Here is a 20,264-nt window from a genome sequence, read left to right as displayed (position 1 = left end):
ATAGCATTTAACGGTACTCATAAATAAAAATCCCTTACCGAAAGCTCGGTAAGGGATTCCTTTTATTGAAGCGTAATAACATCTGTGTAACGACTGTCGAGCTTATCTCCTTTGGCCGCAAATGCGACAACACGGTATTTACCTGGTGCGACAGCCTGTCCTGAGATTTTTCCGTCCCACTGAAAATCGTTATACTGTTTTGGAACATCTTCGTAGCTGCCGATCAGAGCGATTTCTTTCGTCAGGTTGCTGTCGTATAGAAACAGATCGACTTTGTCGGCTTCAGCTGGGAAGTAAGCTGAAAAAGTGAATGCATTATTTCCTAATGCTGTAGCGCTGATGCTCGTGATCGAAGGGAAGTCAGGCTCTTGTACAAATAGAATTGTCGGCACAACTACTTCGTTGCTTCCGTCATTGATGGTAATCGTTCCTTCATGGTAGCCAGCTGCCAACTTAGAAGCGTCCACTTGTACATTAAACTTAACGTCTTTTGAGCTGTTACCTTTGATCTTCAAATTCTTGCTTGTCGTTACTTTTACGCCTTCAAGATCTACGTCAAAAGAATAATCTTTTGACGTGTTGCTTAAATTCTTAATCGTAAAGTGTTCGCCTCTAACTTCCTTGCCTTTCTTTTTAGAGAAGACACCAAACGAATGGCTGCCAGGAGATACGAGTGTTTCTGTTTCGATCGCTTCAACTACACGGATGCTTCCAGCTCCTTGCGTATTATGCGGGTAAAGCTTTCCGTTAGCATCATATAAATCTTCCGCTGTATTCATAAGAGCGGCTTTAATATCGTCAACACCCCAGTCCGGATGTGCTTCTAATAAAAGAGCAGCAGCACCTGCAACATGTGGCGATGCCATACTTGTTCCTTGCTTCGCGCCGTAGCCATGCGGATTTGCAGGGTCATGAGTCGGTACAGTACTTACGATGTTTACGCCAGGTGCAGAAACATCTGGTTTGATCATCCACGTATCCATTACAGGACCTCGGGAGGAGAAGTCAGCCATCAATTCACCGACCTGTTTATCAAACTTGGTACCGAGCGTTACTGTTGTGTTTGGATTAGAACTTAATAAGCTTTTAAGTTGAACGCCCTCAGCATTCGTTAGCTTGATGGTTGGTACTGCCATTCCAGGCACATCTACGATCTCGCCCGCAACGTTGTTGTAGATGACCATTCCGATGGCGCCAGCGTTCTTTGCATTCGTTGCTTTGTCTACAAACGCATACGTACCGCGTTGTGCTAAAACGAGCTTTCCTGCTACATCTTTTCCTGCAAAGTCAGCTGTTCCGGCTAAGCCAACATCGACGATTGGCAACGTTTTTCCGTTAAGTGCTAAAACGGATTCTTCAGACGGAAAGCCCATTACTTTTGCGGATGAAAAACTAGCATTCCCTGCTTTTAATGTAGCTGCATATACGTTATATGGAAGCTGTGTAGCTCCGACAGAAATCGCTTCTCTAGACGTACCCGGTGAGCCGACCGTCCAGTTGTTTGGTCCGCTGTTTCCGTTAGACGTTACCGCTACAACGCCGTCAGACATCGCTTGATCAAGTGCAATACTCGTTGCCCAATCAGGGTTGTTTAACGAGTTTCCAAGAGATAAGTTCATAACATCTGCGCCGTCTTCTACTGCTTTTTCAATCCCGGCAATTACGTTCTCAGTCGAGCCGCTGCCTCCAGGTCCTAATACGCGGTACGCTAATAAAGTGGCATCAGGTGCTACACCTTTAATGCCGCCATCTGCCGCAACAGTACCCGCTACGTGCGTGCCATGAGTAGTTTCAGCTCCTCTTGGATCGCCTTTAGGCGTTTCTTGTGGATCGTTATCATTATCAACAAAATCATATCCTTTATAGTCACCGAATGCTTGATCCAAATCCATGTGTGTATAGTCCACTCCCGTATCAATAACGGCAACCGTCACACCTTCTCCCGTATAGCCGGATTCCCAAGCTTGGTTGGCACCGATAAAAGGCGCTGAATTCATCATTTGAGGCGAAACATCATCGAATGATTGGTCACCCATGTCATCACCTGTTGTGTGGTATTCAACATCAGGATAAACGGCTTTTACACCGGGCGTTGATAAAAGGTTTGGGATTTCGTTTGCTGCAATCTCTAGTGAAAACCCAGAGAAAACATGATCGTACTCATTTTTTACTTTATATGTTTTGGAGCGTGTGGAGATTTCCTTCACCACTGCTTCACGTTTGGATTTCAAGTTTGCTTTCGTTTGTTTTTGGCCCTTCTTTTTTGCTTCTAGTACAGATGGTTCTTTTAATTCAACCATTACTTTTGTAACATGAGAAGAGTTTAGATTGTACTTCCCGTAAAGTGTTGCTAGTTCTGGCTCTGAATTGTTTGAAGATGGAGCAGCAGATACACCAGAAAAAGCAGAAAAAACAAACGTACATGCTAATGTGAAGCTAGATGTCTTGCGTAAAAAGCTTTTCATTCAAGCGTACACCCCTTATTTTTAATATCAAGGTAATATTCTATGGGTGTGTTTTAATTCCTTGGTCATATGGTAAAAACAGATAATAAGTCCTTATATTGGAAATTTAGACTTTGGTCATTTGGTCTGAAAACTTTATGAGCAAATCGTAACGCTAATTCTTTAGGCCCATGATAAGATAGGAATATTGTTTTTTAGAGAAAGCTGTATATTAAAAGAATGTTGCTTATGACTTTACTATTAAGAACATCCATGACAAGTTGATTGTAGTGTAAGGTGGCAGACTCCTGGGGGATCAGCGGGACAGGTGAGACAACTAAGGGCGCAAAGCGTCGAGGTGGCTCACCGCACGCCCCCCGGAAAGCGAGCACCTGAAACGGAGGTCAACTACTTTCAAGGGCAACATCGTATACGGAAACAGGCTTAGAGAAAGAAGGTGAACGAATGGCTAAAGAGGAAGGGTATGGGACGATTCAGGAGAACCGGATTATTCCATTATGGAGCCTAACTGTATGGCTTGTGGTCATGAACACCACGATGTTCAATGTGGCATTGCCGAGTGTTATTTCTCAATTTGATCTGAGTCCTACTGCAGGGTCATGGATTGTTTCAGGCTATTCGATCGTGTTTGCCTTATCGACGATCACATTCAGTAGATTATCAGATTTTATACCGATTGGAAGATTGTTATTTACAGGTGTCATCATCTTAGGACTCGCCTCCATCATCGGGTATTTTTCAAATAGTTTTGAGTTTGTATTGATCAGTCGTATGGTTCAGGCAATGGGAGCAGGTGCGGTTCCAGGGCTAGGCATGGTGCTTGCCACAAGGTATATTCCGATTTCAAGAAGAGGGCGTGCCATGTCGTTGATCTCATCAGCGGCGTCTCTTGGTTTCGGGTTAGGGCCTGTAATCGGAGGCGGTATTACACAATTGTTAGGTTGGAATTTTCTTTTCATCGTAACAGGTCTCGTGTTGCTGTTGCTGCCAGTATTTAAGGTGTATCTGCCTGTTGAACAAAAAAGGGAAGGTTCGTTCGATTTTGTTGGCGCATTGTTAACGGGTGGTGGCGTAACCTCGTTATTACTCTATCTTTCTTCATTTTCTTGGTACTTGTTGGGCTTGAGTGTACTATTCTTTGGCACACTCGTATTTTATTCAAAGAAAAAGGAAGATCCATTTATTCGTGTGAGTTTGTTTAAGAACACACTGTATGTGTCACTCTTAATGATCGGACTTATCGCGTTCATGACCCATTTCGCGCTGTTGTTCGTGATGCCCGTCATGTTGTCGAACTTATTCGGAAAAGAACCAGCTACGATCGGATTTGTTATCTTTCCAGGTGCTATGCTTTCCGCGTTCGCAGCCATTTATGTTGGACGATGGATTGATCGATTTGGAAATCTGCCTGTCATGCGAACGGGACTTGTGGCACTGCTGTTGTCCGTTGTGCTGTTTTCTCTTTTTGCAACAAAGGCATTTTATCTGACAGCAATCTTTTACATGTTTACGAGTATCGGGTTTTCTAGCTTAACGTCAAGCTTGGCTAATGAAAATTCTAGAATCTTAAGCGAGGATGAAGTTGGATCTGGAATGGGTATGCTTCAGCTTGTTCAATTTTTTGGTGGCGCGCTCGGTGTAGCCGTTGCGGGGCTTTTAATCGAGGGACAGCAAGGCATCCCGTTAGAAGCTATCTATCGTAACGTGTTTATCGTCTATACCATTCTCGTCGTTATCGCAATTGTAATCTATCGAGTGAAGATAAAAAGAAATGTGAGCCTGGAACTTGAATAGTTCTAGACTCACATTTTTTATTTCAGCATCTTAAAGTCATAGGAATAGATAGACTTGCCTTTGATTGATTTGAGGATGTCGTTTAAACCATTGATTTTAATATTCTCTTTCTTCTTTCCTTCGGTTAAGGAATAGTGTTCAATGTAATATTTTTCTTTCAGTTTTTCGTCATGTCTTACGACGTAAAGGTTGTCGTCTTTATAGAAAAGCTCCTCGTTATGTCTCACTCCGTCTTTTCTAACGTTTTTCATGGTGAATTTTTTACTTACTTTCTCGGTTTTCGTGTCAAAAGCAAATACCTCACCAAGGCCGTTTGCATAGTAAAAAACGTTGTTATATAAGTGAGCGGAGTTTTTTATATTGAATGGGTAGTGCGCTGTGATATTCCTTTCATTTCTATAAGAAGAAATGATGAACTCATCCTGTGCCTGCGTTTTTTTATTGATCCGATACAGCACAATATCTGAATCCATTGTTTCTGTGACTTCTCCTAGCGTTTTTTGTCCCACAAAATAGTAAAACAAATCGTCGCTTAAGATTGGAGACATGCTGCTAAAATCAGTTTCTTTCGAATGGTTAACTTTTAGAATATCTTGAGTCGTCATCTCGTCCTTTGACAACTTCACTTTTCTGATATGAAACTCTTCCTTTTGATTATCTTGAGTTAACACAACGATTTCATCTTGATCTAATCCTGAAGCGGCAATGTAATGGGGAATGTTTTCTTTATGAAAGCCTTCCTTGTTACCATAAAGAATATTTGAATCATACCCGCCGTTAGCACCTACACCTGTATTGAAAACAGTAAAGTACAATTTTTCTTTCTCCAAGTATCCTGTTCTTTCACCCGTATACTGGGATTTATTCATACCAAACTCTTTATACGTGTCTCCGACTAGACGAATTTTATTTTTATCGACTAACAAAACTTCATTTTGACTTGCAGCTACACTGCCGAGTTCTAAGCCTTTCATCTTAAATGCATCCGCTTCACCTTTGTCGTTAATAAAAACGGCAAGACTTATTCCTTTTCCATCCATGTCTTGATCCGCTGTTGTTGAAAAATAGAGTACAGCTTTCTTATCATTTAAAAATTTTTCTTTCTTGATTGCTTCATTCTCAATAGAAAGAGAAGCGCTGAGATTCTGACCCGAGTATATTTTATATAAAAATCCACCGGTTAAAGTAATCAATAATGAAAAGAAGATTATTTTTTTCACTGTAATCACCTTCTTATAAAAACAAGGCAATAAGTTCGTAGTTCTACGTCCTTATTGCCCTATTATTTTTATATATTCCGAACAAGCTGTGTGCCAGGCGCATCCCGGACATCCCGAGGATAGACTCCTAACCCGCCATCTACGTCTAAATCTAAGTTTCCATTTAATTTAAAGGCCGACCATACCAGTTTGGAGCAATTCTTATCACCAATATGTGAAGTTGTTCGGTTGGTCACGAAGTTATAAGAATATGCGTCAATGCCTACGCGGCTGAATGCCCAGTTTGCAGCATTATTACGGTTTGTGGAGCTTGTTGTAATCGATTTTACTTGTGCATCTCCTTGATCCACTTTTCGTAGAGTGGTTGAGATCGTCCGTACACCTGTTTCAGGAACAGATTCAACAATGACGTCGCTTGAGTAGTACATGCCCACGTGTCCATGGTTCATGTAGGCCGTTTGAGATGCGGTGTAATAGAAGTTTCCTTTGGAACTAGGTCCAACAGAAACGGTTCCTCCGCTGCTACCCATCGTACCGACTTTACCGCTCTGTTGCTTTTCTTCCTTGCTCTTTGTTTGATCATGTTTCAATTCTTCGTAGATTTGTTTAAGAAGAGCTTTCTCTGTATCGCCGGTGTTCTTTGCGATAGCCTGAACGCTAGAAAGCAACTCAGCTGATGTTAAATCCGGCTGCATCCTTAAAATTTCATTTTTAAAGGAAATCTGATCTTGAGCAAAAGCACTTGGTACCGAAAAAGCTGCGAGACAGAATGCTAAAACACTAGTAACTAGATGTTTTTTCATATTCCAAACCTCCTGCCGTAATACGGGACCCCTTTGTCGACATGTTCAATTTACCATTTATATACAGGTGCGTAAATAAGAAAACGAATAAACAGTAGGGTGGACTTATGAGGGAAATGAAAGATACACCTAAAGGACTGCGCGTGCTGCACATAAAAGGAGGAGAAACAGGTCAAAAGGTATTGAGGAACACTAGTAAGATTGGATGCATGGGAGGTTCCTGTAGTAACGAGATTTTAAAAAGATGAGAATGAATGATCATAAATGGAGTATTCTCTTAAGAGCTGTGGAGTAAATGAGTGCGGGAAATAAATTGTGTGGGGTCAGACCCTCATTAAACTTTTTTTGAAACAGCCGATACATATTATGAATGCCTAAACAGGCGAAACTTTAACAATGTAACACAATTTCGGAGAAAGATGAGGGACGAATTCGTGGAAAGAAACAAAGAACTGATTGATTCATTATTGAAGCTTCAGGAGCTATTAGACACACTACCAGACACTGTAGAGGCTATACCCGCTTTCACACAATACATCCGCTCTTTTTTACGTATTAAACCAACCGGCAGAACATTGCCTACTATTGAGATGATGACCATGATCAAGAAAAGAAAACCGAACTTATACCAACTTTTTAAAAAGCATTCGAACGATGACATGTTATCGATGTTAACGAATCTAGATATGGATTATGAGCTCGCTCAACTAAAGATCGAACGCATTCTTCAAGGGGAGGTCATCGCTTAATAAGCGGTGTCTTTTTTATTTTCGTTGTTCTTCGTTATAATGGGTGAAAGGAGTGAGGAAATTTGCAAAGTGTTGGATTTATCGGAACAGGTGTAATGGGAAAAAGCATGGCCGGTCACTTGATGAAAGCAGGTTATCCAGTCCATGTTTATACAAGAACGAAAGCAAAAGCAGAAGATCTTCTTGAAAAAGGAGCTAGATGGGCAGACACACCAAAAGAAATCGCTCAAAACTGTGATGTGATTATCACGATGGTAGGCTATCCGAAAGATGTAGAAGAAGTCTACCTAGGTGCAGAAGGGTTAGTTGCACACGCAAAGGAAGGTTCTTATTTAATCGATATGACAACTTCTAGTCCACAGCTGGCACAAAAAATTGAACGAACGGCAGCTGAACGGAATATTGCTACGCTTGATGCACCTGTTTCTGGCGGGGATATCGGTGCGAGAGATGCTAAACTATCTATCATGGTAGGTGGTTCAGAGTCCGCATTCCACGATATGGAGCCGATTTTCTCTAAAATGGGTACGAACGTTGTTTATCAAGGAAAAGCTGGATCTGGTCAGCATACGAAAATGTGCAATCAGATTGCGATCGCCTCAGGTATGATGGGTGTTTGCGAAGCGATTCTTTATGCGGAAAAAGCGGGATTAGACCCAGAGAACGTACTGAAGAGTATCGAATATGGTGCTGCAGGAAGCTGGAACCTCAGCAATCTTGGACCAAGGATTCTAAAAGGAGATTTTGCTCCTGGCTTTTACGTAAAACATTTTATAAAAGATATGAACATCGCATTGAAATCAGCTGAAGAGATGGGCTTATTGACACCAGGATTACAACTCGCGAAAAAGCTATACGATGAGCTTGCTGAGATGGGTGAAGAAGATAGCGGAACACATGCATTATATAAACGCTTAGCAAACCAAGGGTAATTCACCTTGGTTTTCTTTTTTGCTCTTTACAAAACGTAATAATTACGATTTAATATATGGAACTGACTAAAATTAAGGAGTTATTACTATATGAAAAAAATGATTATTGTTGGTGGGGGTATACAAGGTTGTACGCTAGCCATTCATCTATTAAAAATGAAAAAGCTCGATAATCATGAACTGATAATTATAGATAAAAATAACAAGCCACTTAATAATTGGAGAGAATGCACAGATTTGATCTCGATGCCTTTCTTACGGTCACCGTCAGTGCATCACCTTGATGTCAATCCTTTTTCTCTCGAGAAATTTTCTAAGAAAGAAGGCTATCATAAGGTTAGTCATTTTTATGGTTATTATGACCGTCCGTCTCTAGAGATGTTTAACGAGCATTGCGAAACATTAATTCGTGATCTAGATATAGAGAGTTGCTGGAAACAGGCTTCTGTAAATGGCATAGAAAAAAAGCAAGGCTACTGGACTGTTCAGACAGAGAAAGGTGAAGTTGTGGAAGCGGAAAACCTTGTTCTAGCCATGGGATTAAGAGAACATCCTTTTTGGCCGAAATGGGCAGAAGATGCGAATTCAAGCGGTGCTCAAATTCATCATATCTTTCAAAAAGAAACGCCTGATCTTGATTCGTGCTCTGTTCCCGTTTCAATTATTGGAGGAGGAATATCTGCTGCCCATCTTGCTCTTTCTCTGGCAGAAAAATATCCTGGGAACGTTTCGTTAATTTATAGAAAAGACTTAGAAGTTCATACCTTCGATTCTGATCCTGGGTGGCAAGGTCCGATGTACATGGATAAGTTTAATCAAATAAAAGACTATTCCATGAGAAGAAAGAGCATTGTAGAAGCAAGACATAAAGGTTCTGTCACAAAAGAACTTTATTTAGGGTTAAAATCCGCGGAGAAAAACGGTAAAATAAAGCTGTTAAAAGAAGAGGTACAATCGTATTGTACGAGTTGCAATGAGTTGGTCTTCCAATCCGGAGAAAGGTATGAAGCAAAAACCGTCCTTCTGGCTACAGGATTTCATTCAACACCCCCAGGAATTCACTGGCTAAAAAATGTAATACAACACGAAAACTTAAAGTGTGCTAAATGTGGTTATCCAATTGTTAGCCCTGAAACGTTAGAGTGGGATCAGGGGCTGTTTGTTATGGGCCCATTAGCAGAGCTTGAGATCGGTCCAGTATCGAGGAATATTGCAGGTGCTAGAAGAGCAACAGAAAGAATAGTAAGAGCTATATGAGTATCTATCATAAAAAATAGCTCATTTCATAGATTAGAAAAAGAGGTGAGAATATGGGTGCGTATTCCACAAAAAAAGATGTGGTAAGAAAAGAAATGATAGGGCTTTTATTGCTGGCTATCTTTATTATTTCTTTTCTATTTATGGAAGAAATAAAAAATGATTCTGTATTTGATAACTTACCAAGTTCCATCATGCATGTGAACACGGTATTTTTAAGTATTTTAATAGAAGCAGTTCCTTTTATTTTATTAGGAGTTTTTGTTTCGGCTTTAATCCAGACTTTTGTAACAGAACAGCATATTCAACGGTTGATTCCTAAAAATCCATTCTTAGGTATCGGTGTCGTTCTGTTCATGGGAATTATCTTTCCTGTCTGCGAGTGTGCAATCATACCTGTCGTAAGACGCTTGATTAAAAAAGGACTTCCGCTACACCTTGGAACGGTTTTCTTATTAACCGTACCAATCGTAAACCCAGTCGTTATTCTATCCACTTTTTATGCGTTCCGTAACAATATGGCAGTCGTATATGGCAGAATTGGACTGGCACTTCTTGTGGCAATCATTATTGGGTTGATCGTATATTGGGCTTTTCGCAATAAAGATCAACTCAGATCACACATAGAACATGGCGCTCATGATCATTCCCATGGTATTACGATGAGTCGTTGGAAACAAACGGTGTATCACGCATCTGATGAGTTCTTCGATACGGGGAAGTTCCTGATTTTTGGTGCGTTTTTAGCGAGTATGTTCCAAGTATTTATCAATCGTAATGATCTATTGGCGCTTGGTGGGAATGAGTGGTCATCTACAGGATTAATGATGGGTCTTGCTTTCTTGTTATCCATTTGTTCAGAGGCGGATGCCTTTATCGCAGCATCATTCGGAAGCACGTTTACAGTAGGTTCGATCATCGCGTTCTTGGTATACGGTCCGATGCTTGATGTGAAGAACATGCTTATGATGTTTGCTTATTTTAAAACGCGCTTTGTATTTGTGTTAATGGGACTAATAACGCTGACTGTATTTGCTGTAACGATGGTGTATCAATTTGTGGTATAGAAAGGGAGGTAGGATACGATGAACAAAGAGAATCGTGATTTTCATACGTATTTAAGGGGTATCATCTTAATCGGTTTCATGCTCCTGCTTATCGGATTAATCACAACAGGAAAGCTGAATTATTATGTAGCACCGAAAATGCATATCTTTGTCTATTTTGCGATCGGCATCTTAGGGATTTTAGGTGTGATGCAGTTCTTTAGACGATCCGATGAACAGCATGATGATGCATGTGGATGTGGTGTGGATCATACACCAAAGGGAAGGCCGCTCAAGCATTTCTTGATCTATATGATCTTTGTGATTCCTCTTCTTACAGGATTCATGATCCCTGAAAAAGCGATGGACAGCTCAGTCGCGGAAAAGCGTGGTATTCGTTACGGAACGGGACTGTATGCTAAACCAGCTCAGAAAACGGATGACGGTAAGGTAACCACTACACAGAATATTGATGTGGAAGCCTATTTAGATGATCCAGAAGGTTATATTAAAGAGATGGAAAAGAACGTCAAGGAAGAAAATCCGGTCGAAACTGTTGATGTTACGGCATATTATAAAAAGTTCGGAAAAGAACAGTTAGCGAAGGATAAAGTGAAAGTAACATCTGATCACTATCTCGATACGATGACTGTTTTGGATATCTACCTGGACGAGTTCAAAGGAAAAGAAATTGAGACTACAGGATTCGTATATCGTGAAGACGGAATGAGTGAAAATCAAGCCGTTATTGCGCGCTTTTCAATGAACTGCTGCAGTGCAGATGCCGTGGTATATGGAACCATCATTGAAGGGGATGGCGTATCCAAACTTAAAGCGGATGAATGGTATACCGTAACAGGAACCATCGACGAAACAGAGTTAAACAAAGTCCGTCTGCCATTAGTGCAGGTCAAGTCTCTAGAAAAAATTAAGCCAATTAAAGATCCGTACGTGTATCCGAGCCCTGAGAGTTTGGGAGCTTATTAATATACAAGGACAACGTTAAAAGGACCCTTCAACAGGGTCCTTTTTTCTCTGAACTTAAAGCAAAATAGATTGGACAGATTATCTCTACAATCGGACAGATTATTACATGAAATAGACAGATTTACATTCAGATCGGACAGATTATCCCGTCAATCCCCTAATTAATGAGGGACAATCCCTTAGTAAACATAGGTCCCAACAACAAAGAGTTCGAACAACACGGTAAGTCCGATAAAATAAGAGACTTGTGCAAACAATCCCCAATCTTTATCTCTAGCTACTTGCATCACCCACAGTGCTATCGCGGAAACGATCATAGGAATGATGAATGAGCTGCCGGTAAAGGTAAGGTACTTTGGTGCTAGTGTATAGAATGTGTTGTTGAACAGAGACTGAATGACATAAAGCTGAGTGATCACGAATAGCACGATTGCCGTCCATTTCGCCCAAGGCTTTTCATCCTCAATAACGTCGATTCGTACAAAATAGAGGATGCCTAAGAACAAGACAGACGGCACTACCCAAATGAATGCGTTTGTCATAGCGATGAACGATACAATGAAAGCTGTAAACGCGTCAAAAGTGGCGGTATATAAATCTTCCTTCCCCATTTTCTCACTCGCACTCTTAATCTCTGAATCTTTGCTTGCTAAATAAAGTTTATAATCACTGACAGATTCTGCTTTTAACCAAGCAATCGTCTTTTCATCCACCTGTAACGGATAAATGGAAAAATCACTCGTTGTACTGATTCGTGCTGATTCCCACTTGTCGTCATTTAAGGTTGCTTTATAGATGTTGCCCGCTTCCTTTTTAGTAGAAATTGGACCTTTCGCTGCAAATAGAATGATAGGTTTGTTGTTTTCTACGTTCAACTGCTGATAAGATGGGTTTTCGATCTCATAACCAAGCTCTGAGCTGTATAACTTAACCGTGCTAAAATCGATTGCTGTAAGCTGATCCTTTGGTGCCGCACCGTAAAACGTTTTAAACGTCTTCGTTCCTTGCTTAGAAGAATAAAAGGTATACATAAAATGAACTTGATCATCAGCTTCAGCAAAGCGGAAGTTATAGATCTTATCTGTAGGCGTTTTGCTGTATCGCGTAATAGATTGAGCGCTATATCTTCCATCAGCTTCTCTTAAGTAAAAAGCTTCCATTTCTACTTTTTCACCAACAGTCAGGATAAATGATTGAGATGCTGGGTGACCTGATAATTCTGATAGCTTTTCTTTAGCTTTGAAGATAGATTGACTCTTTCCATCTTCAGGATTGTAAACAAAAACTTCATTACCTTTTGAATAAGCAAATCGATCTTTTGCATCAGCTAAAAGATCTACATCTTTATCTATGACTGTTTGCTTTCCATCTTCATACAGAATGAGCTCACCACGAGAGATAAATGCAATCTGTTTCCCGTTTGTCCAATAGTTCGCTCTTTCATCCAGAGGAAGATTCTCTTTTTTTTCAGAGACTAGATTTAGCTTTTCGTCTAAAGTTGTCACCTGTAAACCGTCTTTTTGATGAGTATAAGCATAATATTGATTCTCTTTTTTTATTACGGTTGGTTCAGCACTAATGGATTGAGCCGGTGTGCTTATCGATCGGCTCCAATCAGGATCGGGAAGCTTCGTCTCTTGACGGACGTTATTCCAGATCACTGCTCCGATTAGGATCAAAGCGACTGCAAAAGGAAGTAATAAAGCTCTGTAATTGGATTGATTTCTTTTCTTTTTCTTTTTTGTTTTTACATTCGTATTCATGATGATAAATCCCCCTATTTTCAATAAAACGACAAAATAATACTATTCGATATATTAGACGTATTCCCCTGTAAAAATTTTTCAATTTTTTCACAAAAAATTTTGTTGAATGAAACGGAATGATTTTTAAGAATTCTATGTAAGTTTTAGTAGAATAACATTCATTGCCCTGGAAATATTGTCGAATATCATCAACGAATTTTTAAAGTGATAGATAGAAACTGATGGTATAATTTGGATTACGAACGATTAATGAAGAAGGTGGAGAAGGCATGGAACAATCCATTCATATTTATGTGACAAGCGATATTCACGGCTATGTTCTCCCGTTAACGTACGCTAATAATGAAAAAGCAGATATAGGGTTGGCAAAAACGGCAGCACTAATAAAAGAAAACATGTCTAACCACCTCAATACCTTCCTTATCGATAATGGAGACCTCATCCAAGGAACGCCACTCACTTACTATCACGCAAAAGCAGATCAAAGTGATGTGAATCCGATGGTTCATGTATTAAATGAACTGAATTATGATGCTGCGATAATAGGAAATCATGAGTTTAATTATGGTCTTCCTTATCTATATAAGACGATTAAAGAATCTAGATTTCCATGGCTTTCGGCTAATATCGTACATCAAGGAACAGAGAAACCGGTATTTGGACAACCTTATGTGATCAAAACATTTGAGTGTGGAATAAAAGTAGCGCTCTTAGGATTAACAACCCAATATGTACCGAACTGGGAGAATCCTGATCATATTAAAGGTCTTTCCTTTCTAGATGCGGTGGAAACGGCAAAGAAATGGGTTCCTTATTTGCGGTCGAAATCAGATGTCATGATCGTTTCTTATCATGGTGGGTTTGAGAGAGCGCTCAGAACAGGGAAACCGACGGAATCGCTCACGAAAGAGAACCAAGCATACCAGCTCTGTATGGAGGTCGAAGGGATCGATGTGCTTTTAACAGGTCATCAGCATCGCATGCTTGAAGGTGAAGTGAACGGTGTGACGGTCATTATGCCTGGAACACAAGGAACTGAGCTAGGGTATGTAGAAGTAAAGGTCCATGGTGAGGGTGATTCATGGAAAGTGAAGAATAAAGAAGCAAAACTACTTTCTGTGAGTGACTACGAACCTGATCAACAGGTGCTGGATCTTATTCAGCCTTATGAACGTCAAACACAGAAATGGCTGGATCAACCATTAGGACAAGTAGATGGAGATATGACGATTATTGATCCGATGTTAGCGAGGCTACTTGATCATCCGTTTATTGAATTCATCAATAAAGTGCAGATGGATGCAGCAGGTGTAGATATTTCAAGTACTGCTCTATTCGATGATCATTCCAAAGGATTTTCAAAACATATAACGATGCGCGATATTGTTTCAAACTATGTGTACCCAAACACGTTAAAAGTGATTGAGATTACAGGGCGAGATATGAAGGAAGCATTAGAGCGATCAGCTTCTTATTTTTCTGTGAACGAAGCGGGCGATCCGGTGATCAACCCAGCGTTTTCGATTCCGAAGCCTCAGCATTACAACTATGACATGTGGGAGGGTATTGATTACACGATTGACCTCTCAAAGTCGATCGGACACCGAATTGTGACTTTACAGTATAAAGGAAAACCGATTGAATACGACTCCTTATACAAAGTAGTTATGAACAACTATCGTGCAGGTGGAGGCGGTGATTATCCTATGTTTAAGGGAAAACGCGTGGTGAAGGATATTCCGATCGATATGTCAGAACTGATGGCAAACTATATTTTAAATAGAGGAACGATACAAGCAACGTGCGATCACAATTGGCGTGTTCAGGTTTCATCTTTCTTAAAAAAATAAGAGAAGCGGGTGAAGCGGATGAAAAAGTGGAGTTGGTTCGTATTCATAATCATAGCAATTTTGCTTACTGGGTGTTCGAGTGAAGAAAAAAGAACGCTGAACGATAAAAACTTAACAGTGCAAGACCATCCAAAAGGTGCTTATCCTCGTTATTACGACCAAGTTTCTAAGAAAGAAACACTTAAAGCTGTTCCGTTCTCACTGGAATTGCCTGATCGCTTGCCGTTTAAAGTCGCTCTTTCAACCTATCAGATCTCAGATTGGGGTGAAAAACGGAATATCCTTGTAGATTCTGTTTTTTATCCGAAACAACAAGGGCAGAATGTATATTTAGCTTATCGAGTATCCAATTTTTTGCCAAAGACCGAGAAGTTAGAAACGAAAGACGAAGTGGAGCTTAGTGATGGAACGGATGCTTATTTTTCAGGCAGTAATGATCTTCCTATCCTTGCTTGGAAAAAGGATGGTTTATTCTATAGAATGGAGTACTTAATAAAGGAAGGTACAGACAGAAAAGCGGAGAGAACGAAGCTCATCGAAGCAGCAAGTTCTGTTTTTGAATAATTATATATAAGAAAATGAAGCCGTGGAGTGATTGAGCTCTTGCGGCTTATTGTTTGGAATTCAGTGGTTTGTAATAAAATATGATAATATGGTTCAAAGGAGGGGATAATCTTGCAAAAACTGGAGTTTGAATCTGCATGGGACAAGACTATAGCCCGCCAAGACAGAGAAGAGATAGAACGGGTCTTTTCTGAGTTGCAATCAGATGAACTTGTGAGACAGCAGGCTGTCATTTTGAAAACAGCTTATAACCATAGAGAAGAATTTTTAGTGATGGTGCTTGTAAATAACTATTCAACAGAGCCTTTCTCTTTAATCGGCAAAAAAGTGCTGTATACAGAAGAGGAGCATACGATTGGTGAGATGGATTCCCGTTATACGTTGGAAGTTCCTGCTGAAACAAGTATGCCATGGACGTTTATTTTTCCAGCAGCATCACTAAGAAAACAGCCATCTCGAGAGTTAGGAAAATTAATTATCATATAAAGCGGGGGAAAACGTGTGAGAACGATTATTTGGTTTATTTATTTTTGGGGAATTTTATTAAAGTTGATCCCCTCATTAAACCGTGTAAAAAAGTTTTATAATGCCGGAAAGATAGAAGAGCGTGACCGGTTGGTTGATCAAAAAGTAAAAGAGTGGTCAACTTCGCTCGTTAAGCTTAGTGGAACGCGAGTATCGGTGAGTGGTGAGGAACATATTCCGAAAGATACAGCTGTTCTTTTTGTCAGCAATCATCAAGGTAACTTCGATATTCCGATTCTTTTAGGCTATATCCAGAAACCGAAAGCCTTCATCTCGAAGATCGAGGTCAAGAAGATGCCTTTCATAGGGACGTGGATGGAGCAGTTGAACTGTTTGTTCATGGATCGTAAGAATGTAAGGCAGTCTGTGCAAGCGATCAATGAGGGAGCTAAACTGCTGAAAAATGGAACATCTCTTGTTATTTTTCCTGAAGGAACGAGAAGTAAAGGTGACGATATGTCAGAGTTTAAAGCGGGAAGCTTCAAGTTAGCGACTAAATCCGGCGTTCCGATCATTCCAGTTACGATCAACGGTTCCTATAAAATTATGGAACAACAAGGATTTTGGATAAAGCCAGCGGAAGTTCATCTTACCGTTCATCCGCCGATCTATCCAGAACAGCATCAAGACGCTAAAGAATTGGCTAGATTGTCAGAGGAAATTATTAAAAACGGTGTAAAAGAAGCTGTCTGTTAAGATTATTTTTTTAATGAAGTGCGAATGTTGACGAAAACAGCCTACCGATTAACCTGTACGAACAGCATGAATATTTGTTATTATTGGGATAGAAGGTAATAATTTCTAGGAGGAATACCATGACAGGAACAATTACAGTCATTATGATATTCTCAATTCCCATTATTGCAATCGTACTAGGTCATTTTCAACAACAGACGAAACTTAAACATAAGATGCTACAAGACGAGATAGAACTTGAACGTTTAAAGCATGACAACTATGTGATTGAAACCCAAAAGATGAGGATAGAACTCGAACAGATGAAACTGCTCGATTCACCTGATCAGAAAAAATCCGTATAAAAAGAGGATGACTCAAGAGCTAAGAGCTTTTGAGTCATCCTTTTTGTTAGAACCTTTTTATCTGTAATTAATGAACTGCACGTCGATCGGCAGGTTTGCTTCTCTTACAAGTGCAATAATCTGCTGCAGGTCGTCTCGGCTCTTTGCTGTGACACGAACTTGATCATCTTGAACTTGGCTTTTCACTTTAAGTCCAGAATTTTTGATCAGCACATTGATTTTCTTTGCGTTGTCTTTATCGATGCCAGTAACAAGTTTAGCGCGTTGGCGAACCGTTCCACCTGAAGCTTGCTCAATTTTGCTGTAATCCAAGTTTTTAGTTGGTACGCCGCGTTTGATCAGCTTTGTGATCAAAACGTCTTTTAGTTGCTCTAGCTTGTACTCGTCATCGGAAACTAAAACGAGCTCTTCACTAGATTTGTCTAGTGTGATCTCACTTTTACTACCCTTAAAATCATAACGAGTTGTAATTTCTTTTGTCGCGATGTTGATGGCGTTGTCTACTTCTGATAGATCTACCTGTGAAACGATATCAAATGAACTTTCTTTAGCCATTTTGTGAAACCTCCTGACGATTACTTCGTTTATATAGTTACAGTATAAATACATTGTGGTTATGTTTCCAGTTTGTACACATTCTTTTCCGTGAAAACGGGTACAGAATATAAGTTTTTGTGTTAAAATAAAGGCTGGAAAATTTACAGAATGTTTGAACCACTAGGAGGAGTACTTGTTGCTTCATTACAAAACGTACACACACGAAAAAAATCATCAATGGGTGATTTTTGTCCATGGAGCTGGGGGCAGTTCATCCATCTGGTATAAACAGCTAAGAGAATTTAAACAACATTTTAATATTTTGCTTGTTGATCTTAGAGGTCATGGCAAATCACAATCCGATAAATTTTTATTAAAAAAGTATTCATTTAAAGAAGTTAGCCTTGATGTGCTTGAAGTAATGGATCATCTAAAGATCCAAAAAGCCCATTTTGTAGGCATCTCTTTAGGTACGATTCTTATTCAAACGATCGCAGAGCTCTATCCTGATCGGGTGGCTTCTATGACTCTAGGTGGCGCGGTTACAAAAATGAATTTCCGCTCGCGGTTCTTGATTGCGATGGGTAACCTTTGTAAATCGTTCATCCCGTACATGTGGCTTTACAGCTTATTTGCTTGGGTGATCATGCCGAAAAAGAGACATGAAGCTTCGCGTTCATTATTTATTGGAGAAGCGAAAAAGCTTTGTCAAAAAGAGTTCAAGAGATGGTTTAAGCTCACACTGAAGATCAATCCATTTCTGCAAAGTCTGCGTAAAAAAGAGATACCGATCCCAACGCTTTATATTATGGGTGAGGAAGATTATATGTTCTTGCCACCGATTCAGGCGTTTATTGATAAGAAGAAGCATTCGAAGCTTTTGACTATTAAAGATTGCGGACATGTATGTAATGTTGACCAGCCGGAGCTTTTTAACAAAAGTTCAATTGAGTTTATTCGCAAGCAGATTGCTGCTGCACCGAATGCATCATAAAATATACATTGAAAGTGTTGATTTCCGTTGCAGGATGCTCGCTTTCCGCGGGGCAGGCGGTGAGCCACATTTGTTCGTTTCACTCTTAAGTGTCTCACCTGCCCGCCTGTCCCGCAGGAGTCTCGCACCTTCCACTTCAATCAACTATTCAATGATGTCTTTTAAAGAACGTGTAGCTACAATCTCCTTTAGGGACTCAGCTTAAAGAACAAGATAAAACAAAGAAACGACCCTTTCAGCAGGGTCGTTTCTTTATTTTATTTAGTTTTTCCAATTATTAATCGTAGTTCCGGGTCCTGCAGATGGGATAGTGAATGTATGATTTGTTCACCTTTCACTAATAACATCACTGCAAACTCTCCGAAGTAAATCATTCTGTAGTGGAAATCAACCAAGAACTACGGAGACGAAGCTTTACAAAATTTTATAAACTTACAGCACGTGCGATCGTGAACAGACGTGATGCGGGGTGGAAGCCTTTTGTGATCAAATCTTTGATGATGGTTGCGCCTAACATGCTGTAGACGGTACCGTTACCACCAAAACCTAAACAATAGTACTCGCCAAGGCGGTTAGGATGTTCACCGATATATGGCAGTCCGTCATGCGATTCTCCAAACGTCGCACACCAAGAATGTGAGATTTTTGGCGAGAGATCGGGAAAATGTTCTTTGATCTTTTGAAGGATTCGCTCACCGCGCTCTTCGATAAGTCCTTCATTTAATGGCGCTTCAGCTTTATCTTCATCAAGACCACCTGCAACGATTCTTCCGTCCTTAGTCGTTCTCATATAAAGGTAAGGGCGTTTCGTCTCCCAGATCATCCATTCTTCGTACCACGTTTTGAGTGATGGGATTGGCTCTGTTACGATCGCGTATGAACGATTTAGATCGGCTCCTAGTTGCTGAGCTAAAAAGTCGTTCTCATAACCAGTCGCAAAGATAACATAGCGCGCTGAAATGGTGCCTTTTTCAGATTCACAGGTAAAGCCGTGAACGGTTTTTGTTTTTCGAATAAGAGGTGTGTGTTCAAAGATTCTCACTCTTGAAGCAGCTGCATCTTTCAACAAGATCTGTACACACTTGTACGGGTTCACATCTGCATCGCCACTCGTAACGAGAGCTGCTGGTTTTGAAAAAGGAAAACGTGAAGAAATCTCTTGAGGTTCTAAATATTCCACAGGGAAATCGTACTTCTTTAATGCCTCATATTCACGTTCGAGTTTTAACATATCTTCAGGAGAGCTCGCATAGTACAAGCTTTTTTGTTCACGGAATTCAGGGTCTTCGGATAGTTCAGATGTCATCTTCTTTAGATCTTCTAACGCTTGTAAACAAAGTTGATAGAAATAGACAGCATCTTGTTCTCCTTGCTGTTCAATGAGTTCGTGCAGCATCTTATCGCTTGAGAACTGCAGAAGTCCTGTGTTTGCTGAGGAGCTTCCTGCACCTGGGTGTCTTCTATCAATCAATACAACATCAAGTTCTTTTTCTTGACCGAGCACATGGGCACAAAGGGCACCTGCCATGCCTCCACCAACAATTAGTACATCACACGATATATCTTCTTCAAGAACCGGGTACTGACCCGTGTTTGTATAAGTTTCAGGCCAATATAGCTGACCATTGTGTAAATTCATAGTGACTCCTCCTCGTCTTCTCTTCATTCCCCCTATCTTCTGGAAAGAAACGCTTCACGAGAAAGTTTTTTCAAATATATGGATTTTGTGTGAATA

The 20,264-nt window shown here is 40.2% G+C and carries 18 protein-coding genes; 12 read left to right on the top strand and 6 right to left on the bottom strand.

From position 1 onward, the window contains the following. Positions 1-62: 62 nt before the first annotated feature. Entirely contained in the window at positions 63-2,465 is a 2,403-nt protein-coding gene (locus ACOZ9X_RS18210; protein ID WP_423419425.1) for a S8 family serine peptidase, read from the bottom strand. Between the two features lie 444 nt (positions 2,466-2,909). Between ACOZ9X_RS18210 and ACOZ9X_RS18205 the strand changes: the two genes are divergently transcribed. Next, a complete protein-coding gene (locus ACOZ9X_RS18205; RefSeq protein WP_423419424.1) occupies positions 2,910-4,259 on the top strand; it encodes an MFS transporter in 1,350 nt (449 codons plus the stop codon). A 17-nt stretch (positions 4,260-4,276) separates the two neighbouring features. Here the strand turns inward: ACOZ9X_RS18205 and ACOZ9X_RS18200 are convergent, their stop codons facing one another. Continuing rightward, on the bottom strand, positions 4,277-5,479 hold the full coding sequence (locus ACOZ9X_RS18200) for a hypothetical protein (protein WP_423419423.1): 1,203 nt from the start codon (positions 5,477-5,479) through the stop codon (positions 4,277-4,279). Between the two features lie 68 nt (positions 5,480-5,547). Next, positions 5,548-6,282 (bottom strand): hypothetical protein, encoded by a 735-nt coding sequence (locus ACOZ9X_RS18195; protein ID WP_423419422.1) that lies wholly within the window; start codon positions 6,280-6,282, stop codon positions 5,548-5,550. A 434-nt stretch (positions 6,283-6,716) separates the two neighbouring features. On the opposite strand from ACOZ9X_RS18195, the gene ACOZ9X_RS18190 reads away from it, so the two are divergent. From ACOZ9X_RS18190 to ACOZ9X_RS18170, 5 genes are all read left to right on the top strand, one after another. Next, positions 6,717-7,031 carry a hypothetical protein gene (locus tag ACOZ9X_RS18190; protein WP_423419421.1) on the top strand — a complete coding sequence of 105 codons (315 nt, stop codon included), beginning with the start codon at positions 6,717-6,719 and terminating at the stop codon, positions 7,029-7,031. Between the two features lie 62 nt (positions 7,032-7,093). Next, positions 7,094-7,963, top strand: a complete 870-nt coding sequence (locus ACOZ9X_RS18185; RefSeq protein WP_423419420.1) for an NAD(P)-dependent oxidoreductase — start codon at positions 7,094-7,096, stop codon at positions 7,961-7,963. Between the two features lie 90 nt (positions 7,964-8,053). Beyond that, the gene (locus ACOZ9X_RS18180; RefSeq protein WP_423419419.1) at positions 8,054-9,220 is read left to right on the top strand and encodes an NAD(P)-binding domain-containing protein; all 1,167 of its coding nucleotides are present in this window, start codon (positions 8,054-8,056) and stop codon (positions 9,218-9,220) included. 53 nt (positions 9,221-9,273) lie between these two features. Next, entirely contained in the window at positions 9,274-10,287 is a 1,014-nt protein-coding gene (locus ACOZ9X_RS18175) for a permease (RefSeq protein WP_423419418.1), read from the top strand. 18 nt (positions 10,288-10,305) lie between these two features. Beyond that, a complete protein-coding gene (locus tag ACOZ9X_RS18170; protein ID WP_423419417.1) occupies positions 10,306-11,253 on the top strand; it encodes a TIGR03943 family putative permease subunit in 948 nt (315 codons plus the stop codon). Between the two features lie 179 nt (positions 11,254-11,432). Here ACOZ9X_RS18170 and ACOZ9X_RS18165 read toward each other — a convergent pair whose 3' ends face one another. Next, entirely contained in the window at positions 11,433-13,016 is a 1,584-nt protein-coding gene (locus tag ACOZ9X_RS18165; RefSeq protein WP_423419416.1) for a hypothetical protein, read from the bottom strand. 272 nt (positions 13,017-13,288) lie between these two features. On the opposite strand from ACOZ9X_RS18165, the gene ACOZ9X_RS18160 reads away from it, so the two are divergent. From ACOZ9X_RS18160 to ACOZ9X_RS18140, 5 genes are all read left to right on the top strand, one after another. Then, complete coding sequence (locus tag ACOZ9X_RS18160) at positions 13,289-14,869, top strand: bifunctional metallophosphatase/5'-nucleotidase (protein WP_423419415.1); 1,581 nt, start codon at positions 13,289-13,291, stop codon at positions 14,867-14,869. An 18-nt stretch (positions 14,870-14,887) separates the two neighbouring features. Further along, positions 14,888-15,433 carry a hypothetical protein gene (locus tag ACOZ9X_RS18155; RefSeq protein WP_423419414.1) on the top strand — a complete coding sequence of 182 codons (546 nt, stop codon included), beginning with the start codon at positions 14,888-14,890 and terminating at the stop codon, positions 15,431-15,433. 111 nt (positions 15,434-15,544) lie between these two features. Next, on the top strand, positions 15,545-15,919 hold the full coding sequence (locus tag ACOZ9X_RS18150; protein ID WP_423419413.1) for an SLAP domain-containing protein: 375 nt from the start codon (positions 15,545-15,547) through the stop codon (positions 15,917-15,919). A gap of 15 nt (positions 15,920-15,934) precedes the next feature. Next, positions 15,935-16,654 (top strand): lysophospholipid acyltransferase family protein, encoded by a 720-nt coding sequence (locus ACOZ9X_RS18145; protein WP_423419412.1) that lies wholly within the window; start codon positions 15,935-15,937, stop codon positions 16,652-16,654. A gap of 119 nt (positions 16,655-16,773) precedes the next feature. After that, a complete protein-coding gene (locus ACOZ9X_RS18140) occupies positions 16,774-16,998 on the top strand; it encodes a hypothetical protein (RefSeq protein WP_066399175.1) in 225 nt (74 codons plus the stop codon). 57 nt (positions 16,999-17,055) lie between these two features. On the opposite strand, the gene ACOZ9X_RS18135 is transcribed toward ACOZ9X_RS18140, so the two are convergent. Further along, a complete protein-coding gene (locus ACOZ9X_RS18135; RefSeq protein ID WP_066399173.1) occupies positions 17,056-17,553 on the bottom strand; it encodes a YajQ family cyclic di-GMP-binding protein in 498 nt (165 codons plus the stop codon). Between the two features lie 178 nt (positions 17,554-17,731). Here ACOZ9X_RS18135 and ACOZ9X_RS18130 point away from each other — a divergent pair, with 178 nt between their 5' ends. Next, positions 17,732-18,529 carry an alpha/beta fold hydrolase gene (locus ACOZ9X_RS18130; RefSeq protein ID WP_137791191.1) on the top strand — a complete coding sequence of 266 codons (798 nt, stop codon included), beginning with the start codon at positions 17,732-17,734 and terminating at the stop codon, positions 18,527-18,529. A gap of 424 nt (positions 18,530-18,953) precedes the next feature. On the opposite strand, the gene ACOZ9X_RS18125 is transcribed toward ACOZ9X_RS18130, so the two are convergent. Continuing rightward, entirely contained in the window at positions 18,954-20,168 is a 1,215-nt protein-coding gene (locus tag ACOZ9X_RS18125; protein WP_423419411.1) for an NAD(P)/FAD-dependent oxidoreductase, read from the bottom strand. Positions 20,169-20,264: the final 96 nt, after the last annotated feature.

The sequence above is a fragment of the Fictibacillus nanhaiensis genome, from assembly GCF_049537595.1.
Classification (GTDB): domain Bacteria; phylum Bacillota; class Bacilli; order Bacillales; family Fictibacillaceae; genus Fictibacillus; species Fictibacillus nanhaiensis_F.
This window is presented reverse-complemented; position numbering and strand designations above follow the sequence as displayed.

What these genes read in the sequence shown, in the direction of transcription:
- ACOZ9X_RS18140 (WP_066399175.1), top strand. Translation starts at nt 16,774, where the DNA reads ATGACAGGAACAATTACAGTCATTATGATATTCTCAATTCCCATTATT.
- ACOZ9X_RS18195 (WP_423419422.1), bottom strand. Translation starts at nt 6,282, where the DNA reads ATGAAAAAACATCTAGTTACTAGTGTTTTAGCATTCTGTCTCGCAGCT.
- ACOZ9X_RS18175 (WP_423419418.1), top strand. Translation starts at nt 9,274, where the DNA reads ATGGGTGCGTATTCCACAAAAAAAGATGTGGTAAGAAAAGAAATGATA.
- ACOZ9X_RS18135 (WP_066399173.1), bottom strand. Translation starts at nt 17,553, where the DNA reads ATGGCTAAAGAAAGTTCATTTGATATCGTTTCACAGGTAGATCTATCA.
- ACOZ9X_RS18205 (WP_423419424.1), top strand. Translation starts at nt 2,910, where the DNA reads ATGGCTAAAGAGGAAGGGTATGGGACGATTCAGGAGAACCGGATTATT.
- ACOZ9X_RS18125 (WP_423419411.1), bottom strand. Translation starts at nt 20,168, where the DNA reads ATGAATTTACACAATGGTCAGCTATATTGGCCTGAAACTTATACAAAC.
- ACOZ9X_RS18180 (WP_423419419.1), top strand. Translation starts at nt 8,054, where the DNA reads ATGAAAAAAATGATTATTGTTGGTGGGGGTATACAAGGTTGTACGCTA.
- ACOZ9X_RS18155 (WP_423419414.1), top strand. Translation starts at nt 14,888, where the DNA reads ATGAAAAAGTGGAGTTGGTTCGTATTCATAATCATAGCAATTTTGCTT.
- ACOZ9X_RS18210 (WP_423419425.1), bottom strand. Translation starts at nt 2,465, where the DNA reads ATGAAAAGCTTTTTACGCAAGACATCTAGCTTCACATTAGCATGTACG.
- ACOZ9X_RS18160 (WP_423419415.1), top strand. Translation starts at nt 13,289, where the DNA reads ATGGAACAATCCATTCATATTTATGTGACAAGCGATATTCACGGCTAT.
- ACOZ9X_RS18170 (WP_423419417.1), top strand. Translation starts at nt 10,306, where the DNA reads ATGAACAAAGAGAATCGTGATTTTCATACGTATTTAAGGGGTATCATC.
- ACOZ9X_RS18165 (WP_423419416.1), bottom strand. Translation starts at nt 13,016, where the DNA reads ATGAATACGAATGTAAAAACAAAAAAGAAAAAGAAAAGAAATCAATCC.